The following is a 22663-nucleotide window of genomic DNA, read 5'->3' as shown; positions in this document are numbered from 1 at the left end:
CCCGGTCAGCACAGGCGATAGGCGAAATCGCCGTCGCTGCCCAACTCGATGTTCAGACTCTGGATCGGTTTGTCCTGCGCCATGCGCTCAAGGACCCGCTGCGCCAGTTCCGGCATCAGGGTCTTGGACAAAATGTTGTCGATGTTGCGAGCGCCGCTGTCGACCTCGGTGCAGCGCGAGGCAATGGCTTTTACCAGCGCCTCGTCATAACCGAGGACGGCCTGATGATTGCGCTCGAAACGCTGGCGAATGCGCGCAAGCTTGAGCGAAACGATGCGCTCCAGGATCGCGTCCTGGACCGGGTAGTAGGGGACGATGGTCAGGCGGCCGAGGAAGGCCGGCTTGAACACCTGGTTCAGCTCGTCACGCAAGCCTTCAACGATTTCTTCGGGCTGCGGTTGCGGCTGGGCGTTCAGGCACCACTGCATGATGCGCTCGGTCCCGGTGTTGGACGTGAGGATGATCACGGTGTTGCGGAAGTTGATCTCGCGACCTTCACCGTCGTCCAGCACGCCTTTGTCGAATACCTGGAAAAACAGTTCAAGCACGTCCGGGTGGGCCTTTTCCACTTCATCGAGCAGCACCACGCTGTAGGGCTTGCGTCGCACGGCTTCGGTCAGCACGCCGCCCTCGCCATAACCGACGTAACCCGGTGGCGAACCCTTGAGGCTGGAGACGGTATGGGCTTCCTGGTACTCGGACATGTTGATGGTGATCAGGTTTCGCTCGCCGCCATACAGGGTGTCGGCCAGGGCCAGTGCGGTTTCGGTCTTGCCGACGCCGCTCGGGCCGAGCAACAGGAACACGCCGATGGGCTTGTTCGGGTCTTCCATGCGGGCGCGGGAAATCTTGATGCGCTTGCCGATTTCCTGCAGCGCGTGGTCCTGGCCGAGCACCCGCTCGCCCAGCAGTGCCGGCAGGCGCTGCACCGTGTCGATTTCGTCGCGCAGCATCTTGCCCAGGGGGATGCCGGTCCAGCCGGAAATCACTTCGCCGATGGTGCCGCCATCCACCAGGGCATGCACCAGGGGTTGCTCACCCTGGACGCTGGCCAGTTCGGCGCGCACTGCGGCAATTTCTTGTGCATCCGGTGCCTGATTGTCCGGGAGGCTGAGGGCGCCGAGCTGTTCCACCAGTTGCAGCTCGCGTTGCCACTGTTGTTCGAGGGCATCGCGGGTCTGCTGTTCGGTCAGCAACTCGGCGTTCAGGGTGGTCAGGCGACGGGCATGGTCGCTGCCTTTGGCGGCTTCCTGCTGCAGTACCGAGATTTCCGCCTGCAGGTTGTCGATCTGGCGCTTGCAGTCTTCCAGCGGCCCCGGCTGCGCCGATTGCCCCAGGGCGACCCGGGCGCAGGCGGTGTCCAGCACGCTGACGGCCTTGTCCGGCAGTTGGCGCCCGGTGATGTAACGATTGGACAGGCGCACGGCCTGCACCAGCGCTTCGTCCATCACCGTGACCTTGTGGTGCTCCTGCATCTTGGCCAGCAAGCCGCGCAGCATGTGGATCGCCTTGTCTTCGTCCGGCTCTTCGACCTTCACCACCTGGAAGCGGCGGGCCAGGGCGGCATCCTTCTCGAAGTACTTCTTGTACTCGGCCCAGGTGGTTGCCGCGATGGTGCGCAGCTCGCCCCGGGCCAAGGCTGGCTTGAGCAGGTTGGCGGCATCGTTCTGCCCGGCCTGGCCGCCCGAACCGATCAGGGTGTGCGCTTCGTCGATGAACAGGATGATCGGGTGCAGGCTGCGCTTGGTTTCTTCGATCACCGACTTGAGGCGGTTTTCGAACTCGCCCTTCACCCCGGCACCGGCCTGCAACAAGCCCAGGTCGAGGGTGTGGATGGCGACGCCCTTGAGCACCGACGGCACGTCACCCTGGATGATGCGCAGGGCCAGGCCTTCGACCACGGCGGTCTTGCCGACGCCGGCTTCACCGGTGAGGATCGGGTTGTTCTGGCGGCGGCGGGTGAGGATGTCGACCATCTGCCGCACTTCGAACTCGCGACCGAGCACCGGGTCGATCCGGCCTTCGCGAGCGCTTTGCGTGAGATTGATGGTGTATTGATCCAGGGCCGGTGTCTTGCCATTGCCCTTGACCGTGCTGGCGACATCACTCGGCGGTTTGGCCAGGGCCGATTCGGCGCTGCCTTCCACCAGGGCGTTGAGGTTCACGCGCAGATCGTCGGCGTTGATTTTCTCAAGTTCAGCCGCACCCGCGATCACCACCCGGCGCAGTTCATCGTCATCGAGCAAGGCCTGCAACAGATGGCCGGTGCGGATCTGCGCCTGGCCGAACTCGATGGAGGCCAGGACCCACGCCTGTTCGATCAGGCGGGTCAGGTGCGGCGACAGCGCCGGGGTGCGCGTATTGCCTTTCTTGAACGTCCCCAGTGCCGTGACCAGTTGCGCCTGCAAGCGCTCAGGCACCACGTCGTAATGACGCAGGATGGCCGGCAGGTCGTTGTCGTGGCTGTCGAGCAACTGCAACAACAGGTGCTCGATCTCGACATCGTAGTGGTGTTCCGACAGGCAAAGGGCCGCAGCGCTTTCGGTGGCGGCACGGCTGGTGTCGTTGAGCTTGGCAAACAGGGACTTCAGGTTCACAGGGAGACCCCATCAAAAGGAATGTGGAAGAGGGCGCAGCGGGAAGGTTCAACATCGACGCCCGGTCGCTTGAGCCAGCCGAGCCGGCCCAGGGAAACGGTGCCCAGGCGGGCGAGCGGTACGGCCTTGGGTTTGAGCTTGGGTGCCAACTGGAAGTCGAGTTCCGCACCGACGTAGAAACGCACCAGTTCCACCAGTTTTTGGTAATCCTCGGTGCCTGGCTGGAAGCGTTGATAGTCGGCCAGTTCCAGTGGACCCAACTCGATGCGCACGCACGACTGGTAGTCCCAGACCCGGTTACCGGCGACGGCGCTTTGCCCGAGCACGGCGTTCTTGCGCCCCAGCTGCGTGCACTGGCTGGCGTCGAGTTTCAGCCAGCGACCGGCAAACGGCTTGACCTTGAACGGCAGCGAAAAATAGAACGACAGCATCGCTTCCAGGTTCAACGCGTTGCGCGGTTTCTGCGCGAACAGTCCGGAGAAATAGCTGAACAATTCCCGGCGCAGGGGCGAGCCTTGTCTGTCGAATTTCTGCTTCTGCGCCTCGGGACCGAAACCCACCAGGTTGAGCAGGTAACGATCGAAATCCGAGGTGCCGTTGCGTTCGTACTCGATGTAGAACTTGTACTTTTGCCAGGCCTCGTAGAACAGCGTGGTCATGCGGTGCGAAAAGATGTCGAGGAACGCGTGGGCCGCGTCATCCCGGTACTGGATGTGCCGCTCGATCAACAGCTCGGTGTACGGGCGCGGCAATACGCCCGACGGCCCGACCAGCCCCATGAAGGTCACTTGCATCTCGGACAGCGGCAGGCCGGCCACGGACACCTTGCCTTCACGCTCGAACTGCAGATCGCTGACTTCACTGGCCGGGAAGTTGAGCGACAGCTGCGAGCGAAAACGCAAGGGGTCTTCGTGCGGTCGGGTCTGCAGGTCCATGCGCCCGGTCCTGCTGTAATGCAGGCGAAGCAAGCGCACCAACTGGAAAAACTCGAATCGGTGCGGCTCAGCCCGTGCCTGGTCGATCAGACCAGGGGTTGATCGCCGGTTCGCGGTGGCCATTGGACGACTCTCTTTTCGCGCTGCAAGGTGCGAAGGGTTAATTGGGTAAAGCTGTTCATGGAGCAGTACTGACCAAAGAAGTGATCGAGCACCATGCCGAACAGAAACACACCGCTGCCGGTGTATTGGCTTTCATCGAAGTTGAGGGTGATGCCAACACCACGGACGAAGTTCGGGCGCGGGTGGCCGATGCGTGCGACCACAGGTTCACTGCTCACCGAGACGATGCCGTTGATCTGTTTGCGGATCGCCGACACATTGCGGTAGTTGTAGAGCGACAACAGCTCCAGCAGCACCTCGCGGCCACGGGACACCAGCGACATGTGATTGAGCGACAGATGCGAAATCAGCCGCCAGATCACGCCGTTGCCCAAGGGCACGCGCGCGGTGGCGGTGGGCTTGCGCAGGCAGCGGATGTCCTTGATCACCGAGTTGCCCGGGATATTGAAATCGCCGCGCTCACCCCCGAACGGCAACAGCAGGGGCAGGTCACGGTTGCTGCAGGTCAGGCGGATGCTCAACGCGTCGTTGTTGGCCTCCATCAGGCCCAGCTCGCGATCCACGATTCGGATAAACACGTTCGAGCCATCGCGCTGGCCGCCCTGTGCCGCACGGCGCCGGGCCATCCAGAAGCTTTGGCCTGGGCCCTGATCGCCGCGGGGTTCGAAAAACGGGTGGCAAGTGCCGACCTGATCGATACCGCCGACCTTGCGCACCCGTCGTACGCGGTCGATGGACACCACTTCGGCCGAGCCTTGCAGGCGCACATCCGGCGTCACTGCATACTCGTGCTGGGCGTGGGTCAACTTGATCGGCTCGGCCTGCTGGCGGAACAGGTTGATGATCGGCGTGCAGTTGAGCTTGAAGTTATTGCGCCCGATGTTCTGCGTCAGGCGCGCGAGGCGGTCGCTCAGGTCGTAGTCGGAAAAGTAGAAGTTGACCTCGACTTTCTCGATCTCCTTGCCCGCCAGAATCCGTGCAAAGCCCGACAGGTCGAAGAACATGAACTTGTCGGGGAAGGTGAAGTATTCGTGCAGCAGGCGATAGCCGAGGAACGAGCGCTCGGAGTAGTCCACCAGGCCTTCGTCCAGGCTGTAGCCGACGGCTTTCAACGCGTTGGCCGGTAACACGACCTCTCGGCTGCGGCCCTGATCTTCGAAAGTCAGCGTGGCCTTGGCCAGGTTGTTGAACAGCAGCTCGTACAGTTGCAGCATCAGCGTGCTTTCGCCGTCGAGGAAGAACCGCAGGCTGTCCAGTTCCAGCTTGCCGAACTTCACATCGGAAGTGGCCACCAGGCCGATGCGCAAGCGTGCGACCAAGTCGGCGCTGTGGCCGTTGAACGCCGAGCGTTCCATCTCGATGAACGAGGCCTGTTGCACCGCCACCGGCCACAGCTCGACCGGGTAGCAGGTGCGGAATTTACACACCACGCCATCGATCGGGTTGGCACTGAGTTCGGTATGCCGGGGCACACGGAACGCTTCGGTGACTTTTTCCTGCTTGCCCAGGTTGAACTCGACGATCGACATCGACGGGGTAGGGCGCAGATAGTGCGGGTACAGCACTTCGAGAAACGACTCGACGATTTCCGGCAGCTCGTCGTCGAGCTTTTTGTGCACGCGTGCAGAGAGAAACGAGAACGCTTCGATCAAGCGCTCGGTGTGCGGGTCTTCGCAGTTATCGCCCTCGATGAGCAACCGCGACGCGATTTTCGGATACTGGCTGGCGAACTCCTGGCCCAAAAAGCGCAGGTGCGACAGTTCCTTTTCGTAATAGGGCAGCAGATCGTCGAGCATCAGTTGAGGTTCTGCACTTTGTATTCCTGGGTGTTGACCTGCAGCACCGCGTCGAAGGACACCTGGCGGGTGACGTCTTGCAGGCGCAGGACCGCGTCCACGCGAAAGGTCAGCATGCGTTGGCCGGTCTGTTGGGCGAGCAGTTGCACCTTGACGCTGCGAAAGCGCCGGTCGCCGACCGTGATGGCCTTCTCCAGTTGCCGCTGGATCAGCAGGCGATCCTTGGGGTCAAGCACGCTGCGACTGGTGAAGTCCGGCATGCCATAGTCGAGGATGCTACCGTTCAGGTTGGCGAAACCCTCCAGCTCGTTGGCGACCAGGGACTGGCGGGTGTTGACCAGGACTTCCAGGTCGCGAACGATGCTGGCCTTGTAATCGGCCAGCGAACACAAGCGCTGCGATGACGCTTCGATGGACTGATGCGGACGATCGTCCAGCAATCGGTCCAGCAGCGATGGCAACAGCTTGTGTTGACTGGTCATGTTGCCTCCCTGGCAAAGTTGGCGATCAGGCGCGAGTCGATTGCGGCAGTTCGGCGACCAGGCGCAACGAAGCGGTCAGTTCGTCCAGTTGGTAGTGCGGGCGCAGGTAGGTCACGGCCTTGTACACCCCCGGCTTGCCCGGCACTTCGAACACCTCGGCGCGGGCTTCGCGCAGCGGGAACTTGGCCTTGGCTTCCTGGCTGGCGGTGTCGTCCAGCAACACGTAGCTCGACAGCCACTTGTTGAGGAACAGCTCGACGTCCTTACGCGAGGCGAAGCTGCCGATCTTGTCGCGCATGATCGCCTTCATGTAGTGGGCGATGCGCGAGGTGGCGAAGATGTACTGCAACTGCGCGGAAAGCCGGGCGTTGGCGTTGGCAATGTCGGTGTTGTACTGCTTCTGCTTCTGCGTCGACTGGGTGCCGAAGAACGCCGCGTAGTCGGTGCCTTTGCAGTGCACCAGCGGAATGAAACCCAGGTCCGACAGCTCTTTCTCGCGGCGATCGGTGATGGCGATTTCAGTCGGGCACTTGAGGGCGATTTCACCGTCATCGGTCTTGAACGTATGCGTTGGCAGGCCTTCCACCAGACCGCCACCCTCGACGCCACGGATCGCCACGCACCAGCCGTAGCGGGAAAACGCATCAGTGACCCGGGTGCCCAGCGCGTAGGCGGCGTTCATCCACAGGTACTTGTTGTGGTCGCGCCCATCAACGCTTTCGACGAAGTTGAATTCCTCGACCGGCGTGGTATCCGGGCCGTAAGGCAGGCGACCGAGCACGTGGGGCAGGGTCAGGCCGACGTAACGCGAGTCTTCGCTGGCGCGGAAGGACTTCCACTTGGCGTATTCGACGGTGTCGAAAATCTTCGCCAGGTCCCGTGGGCCGGACATGTCGGTAAACGAATCCCAGCCGAACAGCTCAGGCGAGGCCGCCGAAATGAACGGAGCGTGGGCAGCCGCAGCAACGTGGGAAATCTCTTCGAGCAGGTACATGTCTTCCGGGCTGCGGTTGAACTCGTAGTCACCCAGCAGCATGCCGAACGGTGCACCACCGAAGGTGCCGTATTCTTCTTCGTAGATCTTCTTGAACAGTGCGCTCTGGTCGAATTCGGATGCGGCCTTGAGGTCGCGCACCAGGTCTTTCTTCGACGCATTGAGCAGGTGGATCTTCAGCGTGGTGCTGGTCTCGGTCTGGTCGACCTGATACTTCAGGCCGCGCCAGGACGCTTCCAGCTGCTGGAATTCACTGGCGTGCATGATCTCGTTCATCTGCTCGGAGAGCATCGCGTCGATCTCGGCGATGCGCGCATCGAGCACGGCGATCAGGTCCTTGCTCGGCGTCATTTCGCCTTCCAGGATCTGGTTGACCAATTCACCGATCAGGTCGCGGGTGCGGGTCCGTTCGGTCTCGGAACGGGCCACGCGGCTTTGCGAAATGATGCTGTCGAGCAACGAGGATTGCGCGGTGAAGCTTTCCACTTCAACCAGCGAGCTGTCCTGTTGAGTCACGGTTTGCTTGTCGTTCATCGTCAGGCTCCTACGCTTTGTCGTCGGTGGCTGGCACGGCGGCTTCACGGCCGAATTCCTTGCCCAGGGTTTTCAACTTCTCGGTGTTCTGCAGCACGTCCATCAGCAGTTCTTCGAGCTTGTCGTTGCCGCCCATCTTGTTGCGCAGGTCCGCCAGCTTGTTGCGCACTTCCAGCAGCTTGCGCAGCGGCTCGACCTGCTTGACCACGTTCTGCGGTTCGAAGTCTTCGAGGGCGTTGAAGTTGAGCTCCACACCCAACTGCGTGCCGTTCTTGGCCAGGGTGTTGTCGACGCGGTAGGTCAGGCGCGGCTTGATGCCCTTGAGCACGCCGTTGAAGTTGTCGCGATCGATGAAAATGAACTTGCGGTCCTTGAGCTTCGGCAGCGGCTCCAGCGGGTTACCGGAGAAATCGCCCAGCACACCGACGACAAAGGGCAGCTCTTTCTTTTCCTGAGCGTCACCGATATCCACGTCGTAGGTGATATGGACCCGAGGCGCGCGAACGCGGTCGAGTTTGTGCTGGGTACTTTCCTTCTTCGCCATCGTGATCTCCTGTGCGAACAATTCGCTGCAAGTCGTTTGCGTGTCGGTTCAATGGGTGGCCGAGCGCGTTACATTCCTTCGATCGTCAGCAGCAGGCGCTGACGAATTTCATCGTTCATTTCCATGATGTTTTCGTGTCCCACCAATTCTTCGAAGCTGGTGTTACCGGCGATCTGGGTGCTGCTGCGGATCACCGCCTCGTCGGGCAACTGCGAGCGCACCGGCGAGCTGATGACGCAGAAGGGCAGGTCGCCGAAGTCTTTCAAGCGTTCGAAGGTGACGGGAAAACGCAGGCCTTCAAGCAAGCGGCTGATGCCGGGGGACTTGCTCAGGCAGTAGAACAGCACCAGGTAATGCACCACGAAGCGGTACAGCTCGGCGCTGCTGCGATTGGGGTCGTTGATGACGGTGCGAAAACGGGCCAGGTCGAACGAACTGAACCCGACCACCCAGCGCACGGGGCTGGTGATGCGAATGGACTGGCCGCTTTGGGACAGCATCTTGTCGTACTCCAGCGCAAACAGTTGCGGGGTGGTACTGAGCAGGTTGAGGGGCACTTCGAGTTCGTTGACCAGCTGGAACGGAGCGGCCGAGCCGATGCGGTCGTAGAGCGCCTTGAGTTCCTTGAAATGGTGCTGGGTCTCACGACCGCTGCTGCGCTGCGCACCTTGCAGGTATTCACCGAAAAACGTCTGCGGACGGATCAGCAAAGCCAGGGTCGCCAGGTAGTCCGAAGCCTGCGCCTTGAGCGCGTCAGAAATGGCCCGGGTCTGGCTTCGCAGCTTGATCAATGCTTCAACATCAAAAAACGTCTGAGTCATCGGTAACTTCGTCCTTGAACACTTCGCGACGACTACCCGGATATACAGGGGAGTACGGGCGCAGTGACTAATTTCTCGACCAGTTCACAGTTGTGATCGCTGATGTTTGACATCAAGAAATCACACTGCCAGGAATCATTGGGAGTGCGATGCTGGCATATGGATATCGAGTTGCCAGTAACGTCGTGTATGGCAACGGGATGTGTAGGAAAGTTCCTACGAGGCGCGGATTTTTTCTTTTTTTTGTGACCTGCCGCAATGATGTCTGCTTGCCACTATTTGCCGGATGTCCATGGCTCAAGTGCCTGAAACCCAATGGATTCAATGGTTTCCGTAAGAAAATGGATCCAATTTTTAACTAAAAAAAATTGAAAAAAGGTGAACCGGTTCACCTAATGCCCGCTTGATTATCCGGTAAGGAAAAAATTGGAGGATAAGTGTCATATTACTGGCACGAAGTGATGGCACCCCGAGATATCCGTGGATATACAAGGCGACCTTGCGCTGTTGAACGAGTGTTCGGGCAATACGGAGTTACATATCGCCGTTATTTCTGTATAACGCGCCAGGTACGACTGCGTCTCACAACTTTCATGTGTCGGCCGTGCATTAGCGTGAGGGCTTTCGGGCCTTCGTTAAATGGAATTTATGCTCGCCACGGATACAAGGCGACGCGACTATTGAGGCCCTGTCTCATGAGAACGTTGAAACTCATTGCCGTGCTGATTCTCCTGCCGCTTTTCCTTGGCTTGTTTGGTGTCTGGGAGTTACAGCGCAGCACCGAGAGCATCAAGGAGTTCGCTGATATCAAGGCCGAACTGAGCGAGATGCATGTCGAAATCGAAGCGATGGTTGCCAAGCCGTTCTCACGCTCGGCCAAGGTCGATATCAACGGCGAACGCATGGGTGTCCACGAGGCGTTATCGCGGGTTATCCAGGCCGAACACGAACTGACCATCGTGCAACCGGTGGCTGGCGTGATGAACAACCTGGCCAAGGGCGCCATCGCCCTCGGCCTGCTGGCCTCGCTGGTCGGCGTGCTGGGGCTGCTGGGTTTGCGTTGGGCCGGCGCCCGCGCGAGTCATTCCCGTGAACGATTGCTGCACACCTTCAGCCGGGTGAGCCGTCTGTTGCCGTACCTGCTGGTGGGGCACATCGTCGCCATGGGCGCAGCGGTGGCGGCCATCCTCGGTTTCGAAGGCCTGGGGCTGTGGCACATGGGGAACATGAGCACCGGTGAATTCAAGCTGATGCTCGTCGTGCTGATGCTGATGCTCGGTTTCCTGTATTCGATCTGGCAGATGGGCAAACAGCTGCCGGTCATGCTGCACATGTTCCAGTCCACGCCGATGAGCGTTCTCGGCCAAGTTGTCAAACCGGAGCAGGCGCCTGCGCTGTGGGCTCGTGTTCGCGAGCTGGCGGATCAACTCGGTGCGCTGGCACCCGAGTACATCGTGTTGGGCATGACCGAAGGCTTTTACGTCACCTCCAGCGACGTCAACCTGCTGCCGTCAGGCACCGCGCTCAAGGGCCGCACCCTGCACGTGCCGATGCTGTACCTGGGCCTGCTCGATTCGGCGGAAACCGGCGCGGTCATCGGTCACGAACTGGCCCACTTCGCCGGTGCCGATACCGAGTACAGCCTGCGTTTCGTACCGATCTACGAGGGTATCGGCCGCAGTCTCGGCGTGATTGCCGAAACCATGCTGCAAAGCGATGTGCTGCAACGCACGACGCTGTGGCCGGCGTTCATGCTCGGTGAGTATTTCATGGAGCGTTTCGATCACGCGGTGAACCATTGGAGTCGCGTGCGGGAGCTGGCGGCGGACGCGGCGGGCGCGCAGTTGGCGGGGAACATTGCCATCGCTTCGGCGCTGGTGCGTATTTCGGCCATCGACCCGTTGTTGCAACAGTGTGTATTTACCCGTGTGTCGCAAGCGACCAACCCGGGTGCCGGGTACGTCCCGCCCCACGACTTGCCAATCAGCGTCGTGCAGGAATTGGCCGCGCAGCCGCTGACCCTGCCCGAGGAGGAAATGGCAGCCAGCCTGCCGCATCCATCGGACACCCATCCCTCCAATCTTGAGCGGCTGGCGTCCCTGCAAGTCACGGTCGAAGAGGCCGTCAGCCGCGGCACCCGCCCGATCAACGCGGCACAAGCCTGCGCCGCGATGGATCACTATTTCGCCGACCCCCAGGCATTGCGTGCGCGCATTACCGAGGACTTCCTCGGCCACTACGTTGAGCAGGACGCGGCGGTTGTGCAGGAGTTGCGTAGCCATGCCGGCAATGCCACGGAGGAAGTCCGACTGCATGAAGGCGCACGATTGCGCGGGTGGATTACCCTGGGTTGCTTCTCGTTCTTCATGCTGTTGGGTCTGGGCCTGCTGATCCTGCCGTACCTGCTGCCGCAGGTTTTCGTGGATGCGAATGCCACAATGAAGTTGGTTGGCATTCTGCTCTTGATCTGCATGGCGTTCCTGCTGCCGCTCTCCTTGCGCATGCTCACGCGGGCGAACAAGACCGCGTTGTTGCTGACGCCCGAGCACTTCGTATTCGCCAACTTCAAGGCGCCATTGCCGATCCGGCACGTCGCCGATTTTGGTCTGCAAGTGGGCCAAGGGGTGCACTTGAATCTGTTGCTGGAAGACGACGCCCCGATGCCTGAGTTGGCCTCGCGTTCGTTCTTTTCGCCGGATGCGAAACTCAACAGGAAAAAGCGCTGGGTCCAGCTGCACTTGCTGCAAATCTGCCGCGACGACAAAAAACTCAAGGACCAGGAGTTGGCGGACCTGATTGGCACCTACCTGAATGCAGGCACTGCGCGGCACTTGCTGCAGCAGCGATTCGAGCAGGCCTGAAGGCTTTCAGCATTGGCAAACGTGGGGCGCCGGATTCAATGGCGCCCTGCGCAAAGCCGATGAAGATCTGATAGCAGCCCTTGCAGTTCGTTGTTTTCGTCCAGCAAGGGTGTTGCGTTTTCATACAGGACAACGTCGTTTATAGAGCCCATGCCGCCGTACAGCGACATGAATCGAGACAATGCGTACGTCGTATCCTGGGGCAGCGCAAGGCTGCACTCCTCGAGTCTGTCCGCCCATTGCGGGTGGCCGAATGTCCTCAGCAGTTCTGCCGTTCGGGCGATGTTCGAGGAGATATTGTGGAGGTCTTTCATGGCTACAGTCCTGAGCCTTCGTGCTTTCGGTTTATCACTTCTCAAAGTTCACAACGCTGACGGAACCATTGTGCCAATCGACCGAGTAACTGAGGCCATTCCAGTTACCAACGATCAACGCCCCGTTTTTGTCGCACTGAAGACTCATGTAGGGCTTGTCTGCTTGCGTGCCGTGGGGACTTTCCTGGATGAACCAAACCACCTTTCCATGCCTCGATAGTGCAAGGATGTTTTTGTTGAAAATGACATTTGAAGGGGACTCGATCAGGACCGCGAGCCTGTCGTCATGCTGCAAGGCGACTTTGACCGGGTGAGGCAGGTGAATGGATTGATCTGCTATCCAAAGGGTGCCGTTGTCAACGTGGTACCAGGTTTCGGTCATGACGTTATCTCTAGCGTTATCCCTGAAGTCGCAGCAATTTCATGTGCGAGGAAGACTTTCCGGTGGCAACCCGTTAGGCAGCTGAATCTTCAGGCCGCGTGCGATCTGAATGCCTATGTAGAAGGCATCCCCCAGTACGCCAGCAAGTTCAGGATCGTCGGCTTCAAACTCTTTGCTGGCCCAAACGCCGATGGTCAATTGGTGCAACCGGGCTTTATCTTTTTCAACGCCCAGCAACACGTTTTTGATGAATTGCAATTGGATCAGCGAGCTTGAGTAAATCTGGAACTCTGGACAGCCGTTGTACCTCAGGGCGGTGATGGTGATCGCATTGTCAATGTAGTCGAGGGCAGTTGTCGGCGTTTTCAGAAGACGGTCCTTCCCGGCTCCAGCGGTTTGATAGCTGCGCGACGCTACGTACTCATCAAACATTCGAACCTGCTCACCGGTCTGGGCAGAGTCTCGATCATAACCAACGCGTTTTCTATAGGTCAGGAATTGTTCTGATTCTGGTCCATGGGACAGCAGCGAAACAATCGCCGCACATTGCGTGAGCCAATAGATCTCGAACGAGGACTCAGTGCCTCGACAATAACCAAGATCTGTCGCTTTGCCGTACAAGTCACTCGCCAGTTGGCTGGCGTAATCGCGGTTTATCGTAGTCTCTGATGTCCGGTCGGCCGGGTCATTCGCTATGACGAAAACCCGATAACGCTGCAACAGGAGGGCATCCACAAGCGTCAGGTCCGGGCAGGCGGGGGGCATCAGCGGGACAAACACTTCTGGCTCACGATTGATCGGTAGCCAGGACAGGTTCCTTTCCACTCGGGAAAGTGGCTTGTCCACTTCGGTCTGGGGGGCTGCATCGACAACCTGCTCGGTGGAGGCGGGTGGAGGAGCGGTCTTTTGTCCGAAAAGGGTTTTCAAACGATGCAGTAGTTTTGACATGGGGGTAGCCGTTCAAGGGTTTTGATTTTGAGGGCAGCGGTCCACGGGGACGAAGTGACGAGCTTGCCTTAGATAGCCGTTCCTCTATTGGCCCCCGGTTGCACAATCAGCAGATCATCCAGCTCTCTGCGGCGACATCTCATGGCAAACGCCAGGGCTGTATCAAGATCCGTTTGGAAAAGATCGAAGCGTGCCCGGTCAATTTGGTAATACTCCTCGTAGTCGACCATGCCGTTGCTGACCGGAATCGACAGGTAAAGGCGACCTGTAGTCTCCTCGACGCCTAAGGCAAACATGTGTTCACGGCACGTGAATACGTCACTGAATTTCATCGTGTCCTTGATCTGGTGGCTGGGGTATTTATCCGTGTCGTTTCAACGATTCCCATAAATCACTACGTCCATCTCGTCATGGAGTGGGGCGCTTTCGAATAGCTTTTGCGCCAGGTCTTGAATGTGTTCTGACCAGGCGACCGTTTTGACCCATTCTTCAGGCATGCCCGTCACCCCGTACAGTGCCCCGGCTATCTGGCCGGCGGTAGCTGCCACGCTGTCGGCGTCGTCCGCCAGATTGGCCGCCAACAGGATTGCATCCTTGAAGTTGTCGGTGTTCCAGACCGCCCACAGAGCGGCTTCCAGCGTATCGATAACATAGCCGGAGGAGCGGATCTGATCGCGGTTTTTTTGTTTGTATTCGCCAGCGTTGATGATCAAGGGGCGGGGATATAACGCGCGAACCATTGACGACAAGGCTTCCTCCTTGTCCGCGCCATTGAGGGCCAGGTGCAGTTGAGCGCCGAGCAGTTCGCAGCAATTTACGGCTTCTGCTGCCCTGTGAGTGCAACGACTTTGTGCCGCGCTTTCCCGCCAGGTACCGGACAAGGAGTGGCGACGGTAAATGGCGGTCGGTGCCAGCCTGATGATCGACCCGTTGCCGGCTGTGGATGGATGATCGTTGCCGTACCAGTCGACGCCCTGCGCCAATCGACCTTCAAGCGCGGTACGAGTGGCGTTGCCAATGTCAAAGCACTTTCCGTTATGGCTGTTTTCGCCATTTTTATACCAGCGACAAAGCCTCTGCGTGTAGTCGCGGAAATCGAATTCCTTGTTTGCCACGTAGGTGTCTGCGAGAGCCAGTGCCATGCTCGTATCGTCAGTCCACTCTCCCGGTTTCAGCTTGAAAGGGCCACCGCCAACCATGTCACTGACATGTTCACGATCACGGGGCAGAAACTCGAGCGTTGTACCCACGGCGTCGCCAATCGCGAGCCCCAGCAGGCAGCCCTTTGCGCGGTCCAGCGCCTGCTCCTGAGTGACGGTGCAAGGCCTTGAGGTCAGCCACTCTGGCTTCCTGACCGGAAATCTGGGTGCGTCCGGCTGCAATATAGGATCCATGCGCTGACGTAGTTGAGGAGAGGGCGGCGGGAGCAGGTGGTCGTAACGCTCGGTGTATTGGGTGAGCGCTTCGTTTGAGCTTCTGAGATCAATAAGGTTTTTTAACATCTTGGCACCAGGCAATGATCTGTCACGATGTATCTGAGTTCAGGCTCGTTCAAATGCGTCCCACAACATCTGTCGAATTGTATCTAGTCTTGCGTAAGCTGCGATTCGCTGCTCCGCGGTACCTCGATCAATGTAGACGTCGGAGAAACCTGATTTACTGCCTGCCATTGTTCTATACATTGAAGTCGCTTGTGCCCATTCATTACTGTCCGGTAAAGGGTCAACGGACAGTAGGCGGATTATCGTGTTTATTCCTGAATCAAAGTTCTAGCAGCTCTCACTGTGAAAGATTTCTTTGAACGTAATCAGCAGTTCTGTCAGGTTTGAGTTTGTCATGCGCTTTTGTACACTCAACTCACTCAGGTGAGTAATGTTGTATAGACCGAGAGCTGTGGGCATCTAACGCCTATCAGTTGTGAGCATGATCGTTTTTTCGACATGCTCAAGTGGCGTTGTTAGCTCCATGCTGTGCTTGTGTTGACTGAGTTCGATAATTTTTCACTTGGCGGAGCGCTCCGAAGAAAGGTGCTCTTATGGCAAGTGCGCTTTAATTCTCTTGGCGAGATACTCGTAAAAATTGTTCGCGTACAATAAATTTTCCCCTGAAGGGATTCTAACGAAGATCTGACATTCCTCGCCGTTATATGTGTCGTAATCGAAGAAAAAAACCTCGCCAAAGTCGGTTTCGCTGATAACTACTTTTTTTTCGGTTGTTGATTTATGTTTGAGGCCATTAATGTGCTGAAAAACTATATCGCCACCATTGATGTCGTCGAAGTCCATTCCATAGATGCTATATATTTCCTCCGATCCGACTTCTCCCCCTGCATAGTTCTGAAGGAACCATTTGTAGGACGTAGGTAGTTTATGGCAGATTCTTTGCTCGGCCTTTACTAACCAATCATCAGTCACTGCGTCAGCGGGGGATCCAAATGCAGCAATATCCGGATGTTTTTTAATCAGGTCTTCCAGCTGAGAGAGTGTCATGTTTTTCAATTGCCTTTCGCGTAGGTTAGTGCTCGATTGTTCCAGTAGTCGCTTTTCCATCGATCAAACAGAGATCTGTCGATCCCAGAGGGTATTGTATTCGGGTTTATATGTATAACAGAACTAAATTTTTGATGGAATGTTTGAGTGAGCTCAGCTATTGCCCCGTTTTGAGTCTGTATCATGTGATGAAGGTTGATTGATTTCCCATCGATGCCTATAGGTGCTCGTCCGCTTGCCATGCGCTCAAGATTGGTACCGGACACAAGTTTTCCGCGCTCTCTCCAGGTGGTCATCAAATCTGGGTCAAACAGATCATCTCTCTGAAACACTTTGTTGCCTTCAAAGTCAACGGGAGGCTTGGACCAGTATTTTCGTAGTTGTCCGAGGTATGTATCGACTTTTTTTTCAGGGATCTGGCTGGTTTTTGGAGCAGTGGTAAAAGGAGTATCCATTATTGGCTCAGCCTTGACCAAAGGCGCCGGCTCCCTCACCCGCAACTCATCCCGAGCCAGCAACTTCTGCTCATTCCTTGCCAGCCAACCCGCCAACTGCTTGTTCGATATCTCCGCCTGTAGCTTCGCGCTACGGGTCGCGATGCTTTCCATGCTGTTCATCACACCGGCTTTCATCTGGCCCCGGGTCAGGTAGGTGACGATGGCGGTGAGCAACAGCAGTACAAGTTGCTCCTGCCCGCGGGCCAGTTGTCGTGCCGCGCGTTCGACGCGCTCCTGTACCAGTGCAGCGGAGCCGCCGCTGGGGTCGAGGCCGGACGGCTTGAGGCCTTCTTCGGCGTGCCAGGCCGTGGCGATGCCTTCCTGCAAGGTCGAGAGGCAGGCGGGCAGGCCCTGGTAAAAATATTCGGCGATGGCGGACAGGCCCAGGGCCATGAGAATCAGGTTGCCGACTTGTAACCCGATTCCGCCACCCACCATTGCTCCAGGGCCAGCGCCGACGCCAAATGCGAAGGCCCCCGCTGCGCCGCCGGCCACGGTGCCGATCGCCACGCTGCCGCCGAGAATCATCGAGACTTCTTTGACCAGTTGCAGCAGCACCGGCAGGATCTGCTCGATTTCAATCGAGGCCCACTTGCGCTTGAGGTCCATCTGGATGATCGGGTAGGAGAGGGTCATCGCCTGATGCACAGCATCGATGCGATGACCGCCCATGTAGCCATAGGCCTGGCTCGCGCCATTGCTGACACGCCGGGTGAAGCCGTTCCAGTTGTCGTGAACGCTCTGCAGGCCGTCGTTGACGCCCTGGTTCAGCTCGCTGAATTTCTGGTCGAGGTTGCGTTCGACATCGGCCCAGCTGGGCACGTTGGCTAAAAGATCCATTTACTCATCACTGTCCTTGGGGGAAAGGCGCTTCCTTGTTGCTGCAGTGAAACTGTCGATTATCCGACTTCACAGCATTGCCTGAGTGATGGCAATGGGCCGCACTTCCGACTGCGGGGCGAGTTGAAAGTTTCAACATGGATCCCATTTTTTGTTATTCGCGTTACATTCGGCAATGATGGCAATAAGGCATTAGCCGCTAATTGACAGCGCATAACTTCCCGTTTGTCCTTGATATATCGGCGTTTCTGGTTGGCCAGCGTGGCGATAATTATTTTTCAGAGATTATCCTGAATTGAGTACGCAGTGCGTGGAGGCGTGCGCATGCACTGCCTGCGGCTTGACAGGGTGCTCGACATGGGTGTCTCCTTCCCGCGATCGACAACCCGTGATATTCGCAAAAGTGTGACAAATTTCTCATTTATTTCGCCGGGTAATGGCACTTTCATACTGCCTTGCGGTCGCAGTTCCTGACGCACAATGGTGTGTAAGGGATTTCATTCGGTGTTTAAAAAATCGATGAAAATCAAGAATTCATAGTTGCGGCAAACAGGGTTTTGACCCTTTTATCTGATTCGTGCGCAGTGGTTGAGAGAGGGCGGTAGCTTTCCACTGTTTTCAAGGAGATACACATGTTGATGGACCTTGCCGCAATGCTTTCCCCGCAGAATCGGCGCCTGTTCAAGTTCAAGAACTTCGCCAACCCCGAACAGCAATTGTTGCTTGAGTCCTTCAAGGGGACCGAAGGTCTGTCCCGCGCGTACAACTTTGAATTGCTGCTGGTGTGCCAGGACTCCGGCGTCGAGTTGAAGTCGATGATGGGCCAGCACGTGCTGCTGGAAATCGAACTGGCAGACGCCACGCCTCGCTACCTGGCAGGCTACCTGACGCGGTTTGCCAGCATCGGCAGCGACGGCGGCATGGCCCGCTATACGGCGACGCTGAACCCCTGGTTCTCCATGCTGAAGAACCGCTTCGACACGCGCATTTTCCAGGGTTGCACAGTCGAGGATGTCGTCACCCAGGTGTTTGCCCTGTGCACCGCGTTTTCCCGGCACGAATTCCGTCTGAGCAAGCCGCTCAAGCATTACACCTACATCACCCAGTACCGTGAATCGGACTTCAACTTTGTCCAGCGCCTGCTGGAAGAAGAGGGGATGTTCTACTACTTCGAGCACACCGCCGAAGGCCACACCATGATCATCTGCGACGACTCCAGCACGCTGGTGCCGTTGCCTGAACAACCGCAGATCCGCTTCCACACGGCATCGGTCACCGAGACCGCCGACTCCATTACCCAATGGAGCGGCAACCGCCAGTTGCAATCGGGGAAAATCGCGGTCCAGACCTTCGATTATCGACAGCCGTCCAATCGCTTGCCGGTCGCCATGAAGAGCCTGAACAAGCAAGGCGACGTCGACGACTTCGAAATCTATGATTTCCCTGGCCAATACACCCACGGCACCTACGACGAAGGTGAAGCGCTGCTGCGGTTGCGGGTCGAAGCGCTTGAACTCAAGGGCAAGAGTTTTCATGGCGCCAGCAACTGCCGGGCGATGAAACCCGGCTACACCTTCGAACTGCTGCAGCATTACGATCACGATCAAGGCCCCGCCGATGATCGTCAGTTCCTGCTGATGAGCGTCGAGAGCGAAGGCCACAACAACTACCTTAGCGGGCAGCAGGCGAGCTACTACAACACCTTCTCCTGCGTGCGCAAAAAGATCGTCTTCCGCCCTCAACTCACCACCCCGCGACCGACCATCTCCGGCCCGCAAACCGCGATCATCGTCGGCCCGCCGGGGGAGGAAATATTCACCGACGAACTCGGCCGCGTGAAGGTGCAGTTCCACTGGGACCGCAAGGGCGAGCACAACGACAAGAGCTCCTGCTGGGTCCGCGTTGCCCAGGCCGGCGCCAGCGGCGGTTTCGGCAGCATCCAGATTCCCCGTGTGGGCGATGAAGTCGTGGTGGTGTTCCTCGATGGCAACCCCGACCGCCCATTGGTCATGGGCAGCCTCTACAACAGCCAGAACACCCCGCCGTGGTCGTTGCCGGCAAACAAGACCCAGAGCGGGTTCCTGACGCGGTCGATGAAGGGCGACGGCGGTACGGCGAACTTCTTCCGCTTCGAAGACAAGTCCGGCGCCGAGCAGATCATCATGCATGCCGAGCGCAACATGGACACCGAGATCGAGGTCGACGAGACCCACAGTGTCGGCAGCAACCGCACGATCACGGTCGGTGGCACGCACACCGAAACCATCAAGAAAGACACGGTGATGAATATCCAGGAAGGCTCGCTGACGATTCAGGTCGACAACCAGTTCATTCAGGTCAGCGCCAACCAGCACATCATTCTCCAGGTGGGGGACAGCAGCATCACCCTCACGCCGGACGGCATCGAGATCAAAGGCAAGGCGATCACCACCACCAGCACCGGCACGACCCAGATCACCGGTTCCGAGGTCAGGGTCAATGACTGAGGTAACGGTGTCATGACCAGGGTCAGTCTCTACGATCGCATTTCCGAAAAGCGTATTGCGCGGGAGGAAGCCGAACGCCTGGCTCAACAGAACGCGCTCCTCGTGCAGCCTGAGCCCGAGCCGGAACTCGAGCCCGAGCCTGTGTTGGCGCTGCAAGACACGCCCAGCAGTTTCTCCTTCGGGGGTTTCAACCTGGCTTTTCCGGCGGGCTTCGATTTCCGTGAGGTCCAGACCACCCTCGAGCACCAGGGTGAGCCGATCAGCCTGACGATCAAGCGTCGTGATGTGCAGCAGGGACAGACGCTGGATCAGTTATTCGAAGCCTCGGTGCAGGCGTTTCGCCGGGAGCACCCGGACGTGCGCATCATCCGCCAGCGCGATGTCAGCTTGGCCGGCAGTGCGGCGAAGTCGGTGGATCTGCATTTCAAGTGCGGTCATGCCGATCGTCACGCGCGCCTGGTGGGTGCCCTGGTGCCCGTCGCCGGGCGTGACGATGGCCAGTGGCTGAGTATCGCTTGCGAGATCGATCCGGCCCGGCCCGCGCTCAGTCTCTGGCTGGTTGATTTTGACGGCATGCTCGACGGCCTTGCCGTGCGCTGAACGCCACATTTTTTTGATTCAAGGAAGTTACCCAGAATGGATTATGAGTTGCAGGAAGGCAGCATCGCGCTGCCGCAAGGGTTCCAGGACCGCACGGTGAACATGTTCGTGCTGGGGGCAAGCATTCCGGCACCGTTGAGCATCACCGTTTCCCGAGACACATTGCTGCCCGGTGAGGCGCTCAAGGCCTACGTCGAGCGTCAGGTCAAGATGCTCGCGTCCAAGCTGCGCGGCTATACGCTGTTGGGCAAGAAGGCCGTTGCGCTGTCGACCTCGGCACCGATCGACGGCGTGCAGATCGATGCGTATTACATGACCGATGGCCGACCTTTCTATCAGCGCCAGGCGGCGTTCCTGATCGAGCCTGGACGCGCGCTGATTTTTTCCACCACAGCCCAGGCTGATTTCAGCATCGAGCAGAATCAGAACTGGAATGACCTGCTGGCCAGCTTTCAGCCTCGCCAGCCCGGCGGCACCAAGACCGACTCCAGCACACAGGAGTAACGGTCATGTTTGAAGCCGCAAGGTTTGGCGATGAACTGTCGCACACCAGCGCCCTGGGCGGGTTTCTCATCGGTGCAGCGCTCGGCATTGCGCTGGTCGCCACGGTGGCGATCGCGACGTTCACCTGTGGGTTTGGCGTGGCTTTGTTGGCGGGTTTGGTCGCAGGCGTCGGAGGTAGCCTGCTCACCGCGGCCGGGGAGAAAATCGGCAGTATGTTTTCTTCACCCGCGGGGACCATCGTCACCGCGTCGCCCAACGTGTTCATCAATAGCCGCAAGGCCGCCCATGTCGAAAAAAGCACGGGAGCCTGCGACAAGCATCCCGGCCCGGTGAAGGTCGCCGAAGGCTCGACCAACGTCTTCATCAACGGCACGGCGGCCGCCCGCAAGGGCGACAAGATGACTTGCGGCGCGACACTCTCCAGCGGCTCGGACAATGTCTTCATCGGTGGTGGTACCCATCGCTACCTGCCGGTGGACGACGAGATCCCGGGTTGGTTGCGGACCACGGTCGACATCCTCATGGCGGTCGCCGGCGCAGCGGGTGGTATCGCCCAATTGATCAAGGCCGGGACCCAGGCCGGCATGAAAGCCATCATGCCTTGTGCACTGAAATTCACCGCCGGGTTTGTCGCCGGTGAGGTGGCCTCGCGTTATGTCGTGGGGCCGGCCATCGAGCGAGCGGTGGGTGGCCTGATCGGCAACCCCGTCGACGCCACCACCGGCCGCAAGGTCATAACCGACGAAACCGACTTCAGCTTGCCGGGCCTGATGCCGATCCAATGGTCGCGCTTTTATGCCAGCGACCTGAGCGTCGACAGCGTGCTCGGCAAGGGCTGGGTCCTGCCCTGGGAGCAAAGCCTGCGTCGCAGTGGCGCCTTCGTTTATCTCACCGACAATCAGGGGCGCAGCGTTCCGTTCGTGGACGTGCAGCCGGGGGAGCGCATCTACAACCCCCATGAACAGGTGTACCTGGTCTGCACCGAGGGCGGCCACTACCTGCTGCAAACCCTCGACAATACTTTTTTCTACTTCGGCGAAGTCGCGGACGACAACAACCCGGTGCCGCTGCAACGCATCGAAAACGCCTTGGGCCACTTCCTGCATTTCACCCGCACCGCCCAAGGCACGCTCACCGACATCAGTGCCACCGGTGGCGTGCGCGTGCACCTGCATTACGACAACCTGCTGGGCCGCCTGACCGACGTCAGGCGCGTGGTCGACAACGAGGCCGTTGAAACCCTGGTGCAGTATCGCTATGACGACAATGGCCAACTCGCCGAGGTGATCAACCGCAATGGCGATTCACTGCGCCGTTTCAGCTACATCGACGGGGTAATGGCCAGCCACAGCAACGCCCTGGGCCTGACCTGCAACTACCGCTGGGAACAGCTCGACGGCCAGCAACGGGTAGTGGAGCACTGGACCAGCGATGGCGAGCGTTTCCACTTCCGCTACGACATCAAGGCGCGCACTACGCGGGTTACCGACGTGCTCGGGCGCGAAGCCGAGATTCACTACAACCCCGATCACCGCGTGATCGCCAGTCGCGACTTCGGTGGCGAGCACTACGTCATCGACATCGATGACATCGGCAACATGACCGGCCTGACGTTACCTGACGGCAACAGGATCACCCTCAAGTACGACGAATACTCGCGCCTGCTCGAAGAGACCGACCCGCTCGGGCGCTCGATCAAATACCGCTATCACCACCTGACCCCGCTGGTCACGCAGGTGGACTACCCCGACGGCAGCACCTGGCAAGCCCGCTACGACGACAAGGGCAACCTCATCGCCGAAGTTGACGCCCTCGGGCATGTCACCGAATACCTCAATGGCGACGACGGCCTGCCACACACCATCATCGATGCCACCGGCAAGTCCAAATACCTGTGGTGGAACTCCCTGGCCCAG

Annotated in this window: 19 protein-coding genes; 5 read left to right on the top strand and 14 right to left on the bottom strand. The window is 58.7% G+C overall.

Annotated elements, in window-relative coordinates; genetic code table 11:
* Positions 1-5 precede the first annotated feature (5 nt).
* The 7 genes from tssH to NPS56_RS27320 form a co-directional block, all read right to left on the bottom strand.
* Complete coding sequence (gene tssH / locus NPS56_RS27350; RefSeq protein WP_274077529.1) at positions 6-2597, bottom strand: type VI secretion system ATPase TssH; 2592 nt, start codon at positions 2595-2597, stop codon at positions 6-8.
* The gene (gene tssG / locus NPS56_RS27345) at positions 2594-3655 is read right to left on the bottom strand and encodes a type VI secretion system baseplate subunit TssG (protein WP_166620569.1); all 1062 of its coding nucleotides are present in this window, start codon (positions 3653-3655) and stop codon (positions 2594-2596) included. Before tssG ends, tssH begins: the two co-directional genes overlap by 4 nt.
* Positions 3619-5451 (bottom strand): type VI secretion system baseplate subunit TssF, encoded by a 1833-nt coding sequence (gene tssF / locus NPS56_RS27340; RefSeq protein ID WP_274077528.1) that lies wholly within the window; start codon positions 5449-5451, stop codon positions 3619-3621. The genes tssG and tssF overlap by 37 nt, the downstream gene beginning before the upstream one ends.
* Positions 5451-5933: a type VI secretion system baseplate subunit TssE gene (gene tssE / locus NPS56_RS27335; RefSeq protein ID WP_274077527.1), complete on the bottom strand. Its 483-nt coding sequence runs from the start codon at positions 5931-5933 to the stop codon at positions 5451-5453. Before tssE ends, tssF begins: the two co-directional genes overlap by 1 nt.
* 25 nt (positions 5934-5958) lie before the next feature.
* A complete protein-coding gene (gene tssC / locus NPS56_RS27330; protein ID WP_274077526.1) occupies positions 5959-7461 on the bottom strand; it encodes a type VI secretion system contractile sheath large subunit in 1503 nt (500 codons plus the stop codon).
* A gap of 10 nt (positions 7462-7471) precedes the next feature.
* Positions 7472-8005 (bottom strand): type VI secretion system contractile sheath small subunit, encoded by a 534-nt coding sequence (tssB, locus tag NPS56_RS27325; RefSeq protein WP_046820303.1) that lies wholly within the window; start codon positions 8003-8005, stop codon positions 7472-7474.
* 68 nt (positions 8006-8073) lie between these two features.
* Positions 8074-8826, bottom strand: a complete 753-nt coding sequence (locus NPS56_RS27320; RefSeq protein WP_274077525.1) for a hypothetical protein — start codon at positions 8824-8826, stop codon at positions 8074-8076.
* Positions 8827-9521: 695 nt separating this feature from the next.
* Between NPS56_RS27320 and NPS56_RS27315 the strand changes: the two genes are divergently transcribed.
* On the top strand, positions 9522-11687 hold the full coding sequence (locus NPS56_RS27315) for a M48 family metallopeptidase (RefSeq protein ID WP_274077524.1): 2166 nt from the start codon (positions 9522-9524) through the stop codon (positions 11685-11687).
* Between the two features lie 35 nt (positions 11688-11722).
* Here the strand turns inward: NPS56_RS27315 and NPS56_RS27310 are convergent, their stop codons facing one another.
* The 7 genes from NPS56_RS27310 to NPS56_RS27280 all read right to left on the bottom strand — a co-directional run bounded on the left by NPS56_RS27310 (position 11723) and on the right by NPS56_RS27280 (position 17157).
* Complete coding sequence (locus NPS56_RS27310; protein WP_274077523.1) at positions 11723-12001, bottom strand: DUF6966 domain-containing protein; 279 nt, start codon at positions 11999-12001, stop codon at positions 11723-11725.
* 34 nt (positions 12002-12035) lie between these two features.
* On the bottom strand, positions 12036-12383 hold the full coding sequence (locus NPS56_RS27305; protein ID WP_274077522.1) for a hypothetical protein: 348 nt from the start codon (positions 12381-12383) through the stop codon (positions 12036-12038).
* Between the two features lie 39 nt (positions 12384-12422).
* Complete coding sequence (locus NPS56_RS31235) at positions 12423-13331, bottom strand: immunity protein Tsi6 family protein (RefSeq protein ID WP_323628522.1); 909 nt, start codon at positions 13329-13331, stop codon at positions 12423-12425.
* Positions 13332-13399: 68 nt separating this feature from the next.
* Entirely contained in the window at positions 13400-13663 is a 264-nt protein-coding gene (locus tag NPS56_RS27295; RefSeq protein ID WP_274077521.1) for a hypothetical protein, read from the bottom strand.
* 42 nt (positions 13664-13705) lie between these two features.
* A complete protein-coding gene (tri1, locus tag NPS56_RS27290; RefSeq protein ID WP_274077520.1) occupies positions 13706-14833 on the bottom strand; it encodes an ADP-ribosylarginine hydrolase Tri1 in 1128 nt (375 codons plus the stop codon).
* Positions 14834-15364: 531 nt separating this feature from the next.
* Complete coding sequence (locus tag NPS56_RS27285) at positions 15365-15820, bottom strand: SMI1/KNR4 family protein (protein WP_274077519.1); 456 nt, start codon at positions 15818-15820, stop codon at positions 15365-15367.
* 5 nt (positions 15821-15825) lie between these two features.
* Positions 15826-17157 (bottom strand): HNH/ENDO VII family nuclease, encoded by a 1332-nt coding sequence (locus NPS56_RS27280; RefSeq protein WP_274077518.1) that lies wholly within the window; start codon positions 17155-17157, stop codon positions 15826-15828.
* Positions 17158-17789: 632 nt separating this feature from the next.
* Between NPS56_RS27280 and tssI the strand changes: the two genes are divergently transcribed.
* From tssI to NPS56_RS27260, 4 genes are all read left to right on the top strand, one after another.
* Positions 17790-19643 carry a type VI secretion system tip protein TssI/VgrG gene (gene tssI / locus NPS56_RS27275; protein WP_274077517.1) on the top strand — a complete coding sequence of 618 codons (1854 nt, stop codon included), beginning with the start codon at positions 17790-17792 and terminating at the stop codon, positions 19641-19643.
* A gap of 12 nt (positions 19644-19655) precedes the next feature.
* Positions 19656-20243, top strand: coding sequence for a hypothetical protein (locus tag NPS56_RS27270; RefSeq protein WP_274077516.1), 588 nt, complete (start codon positions 19656-19658; stop codon positions 20241-20243).
* A 36-nt stretch (positions 20244-20279) separates the two neighbouring features.
* Entirely contained in the window at positions 20280-20747 is a 468-nt protein-coding gene (locus NPS56_RS27265) for a DcrB-related protein (protein ID WP_046820289.1), read from the top strand.
* Positions 20748-20752: 5 nt separating this feature from the next.
* Positions 20753-22663, top strand: a 1911-nt coding sequence (locus tag NPS56_RS27260; protein WP_274077515.1) for a DUF6531 domain-containing protein, incomplete at its 3' end; no start/stop codon positions are given.

This window comes from Pseudomonas putida (assembly GCF_028682635.1).
GTDB lineage: Bacteria > Pseudomonadota > Gammaproteobacteria > Pseudomonadales > Pseudomonadaceae > Aquipseudomonas > Aquipseudomonas putida_AE.
This window is presented reverse-complemented; position numbering and strand designations above follow the sequence as displayed.

Excerpts from the sequence above, each read along its gene's own strand:
- tssI (WP_274077517.1), top strand. The coding sequence starts at position 17,790 with ATGTTGATGGACCTTGCCGCAATGCTTTCCCCGCAGAATCGGCGCCTG.
- tri1 (WP_274077520.1), bottom strand. The coding sequence starts at position 14,833 with ATGTTAAAAAACCTTATTGATCTCAGAAGCTCAAACGAAGCGCTCACC.
- NPS56_RS31235 (WP_323628522.1), bottom strand. The coding sequence starts at position 13,331 with ATGTCAAAACTACTGCATCGTTTGAAAACCCTTTTCGGACAAAAGACC.
- NPS56_RS27315 (WP_274077524.1), top strand. The coding sequence starts at position 9,522 with ATGAGAACGTTGAAACTCATTGCCGTGCTGATTCTCCTGCCGCTTTTC.
- tssB (WP_046820303.1), bottom strand. The coding sequence starts at position 8,005 with ATGGCGAAGAAGGAAAGTACCCAGCACAAACTCGACCGCGTTCGCGCG.
- NPS56_RS27320 (WP_274077525.1), bottom strand. The coding sequence starts at position 8,826 with ATGACTCAGACGTTTTTTGATGTTGAAGCATTGATCAAGCTGCGAAGC.
- NPS56_RS27285 (WP_274077519.1), bottom strand. The coding sequence starts at position 15,820 with ATGACACTCTCTCAGCTGGAAGACCTGATTAAAAAACATCCGGATATT.
- NPS56_RS27310 (WP_274077523.1), bottom strand. The coding sequence starts at position 12,001 with ATGAAAGACCTCCACAATATCTCCTCGAACATCGCCCGAACGGCAGAA.
- tssG (WP_166620569.1), bottom strand. The coding sequence starts at position 3,655 with ATGGCCACCGCGAACCGGCGATCAACCCCTGGTCTGATCGACCAGGCA.
- tssE (WP_274077527.1), bottom strand. The coding sequence starts at position 5,933 with ATGACCAGTCAACACAAGCTGTTGCCATCGCTGCTGGACCGATTGCTG.
- NPS56_RS27295 (WP_274077521.1), bottom strand. The coding sequence starts at position 13,663 with ATGAAATTCAGTGACGTATTCACGTGCCGTGAACACATGTTTGCCTTA.
- tssC (WP_274077526.1), bottom strand. The coding sequence starts at position 7,461 with ATGAACGACAAGCAAACCGTGACTCAACAGGACAGCTCGCTGGTTGAA.
- tssF (WP_274077528.1), bottom strand. The coding sequence starts at position 5,451 with ATGCTCGACGATCTGCTGCCCTATTACGAAAAGGAACTGTCGCACCTG.
- NPS56_RS27305 (WP_274077522.1), bottom strand. The coding sequence starts at position 12,383 with ATGACCGAAACCTGGTACCACGTTGACAACGGCACCCTTTGGATAGCA.
- NPS56_RS27265 (WP_046820289.1), top strand. The coding sequence starts at position 20,280 with ATGGATTATGAGTTGCAGGAAGGCAGCATCGCGCTGCCGCAAGGGTTC.
- NPS56_RS27270 (WP_274077516.1), top strand. The coding sequence starts at position 19,656 with ATGACCAGGGTCAGTCTCTACGATCGCATTTCCGAAAAGCGTATTGCG.
- NPS56_RS27280 (WP_274077518.1), bottom strand. The coding sequence starts at position 17,157 with ATGGATCTTTTAGCCAACGTGCCCAGCTGGGCCGATGTCGAACGCAAC.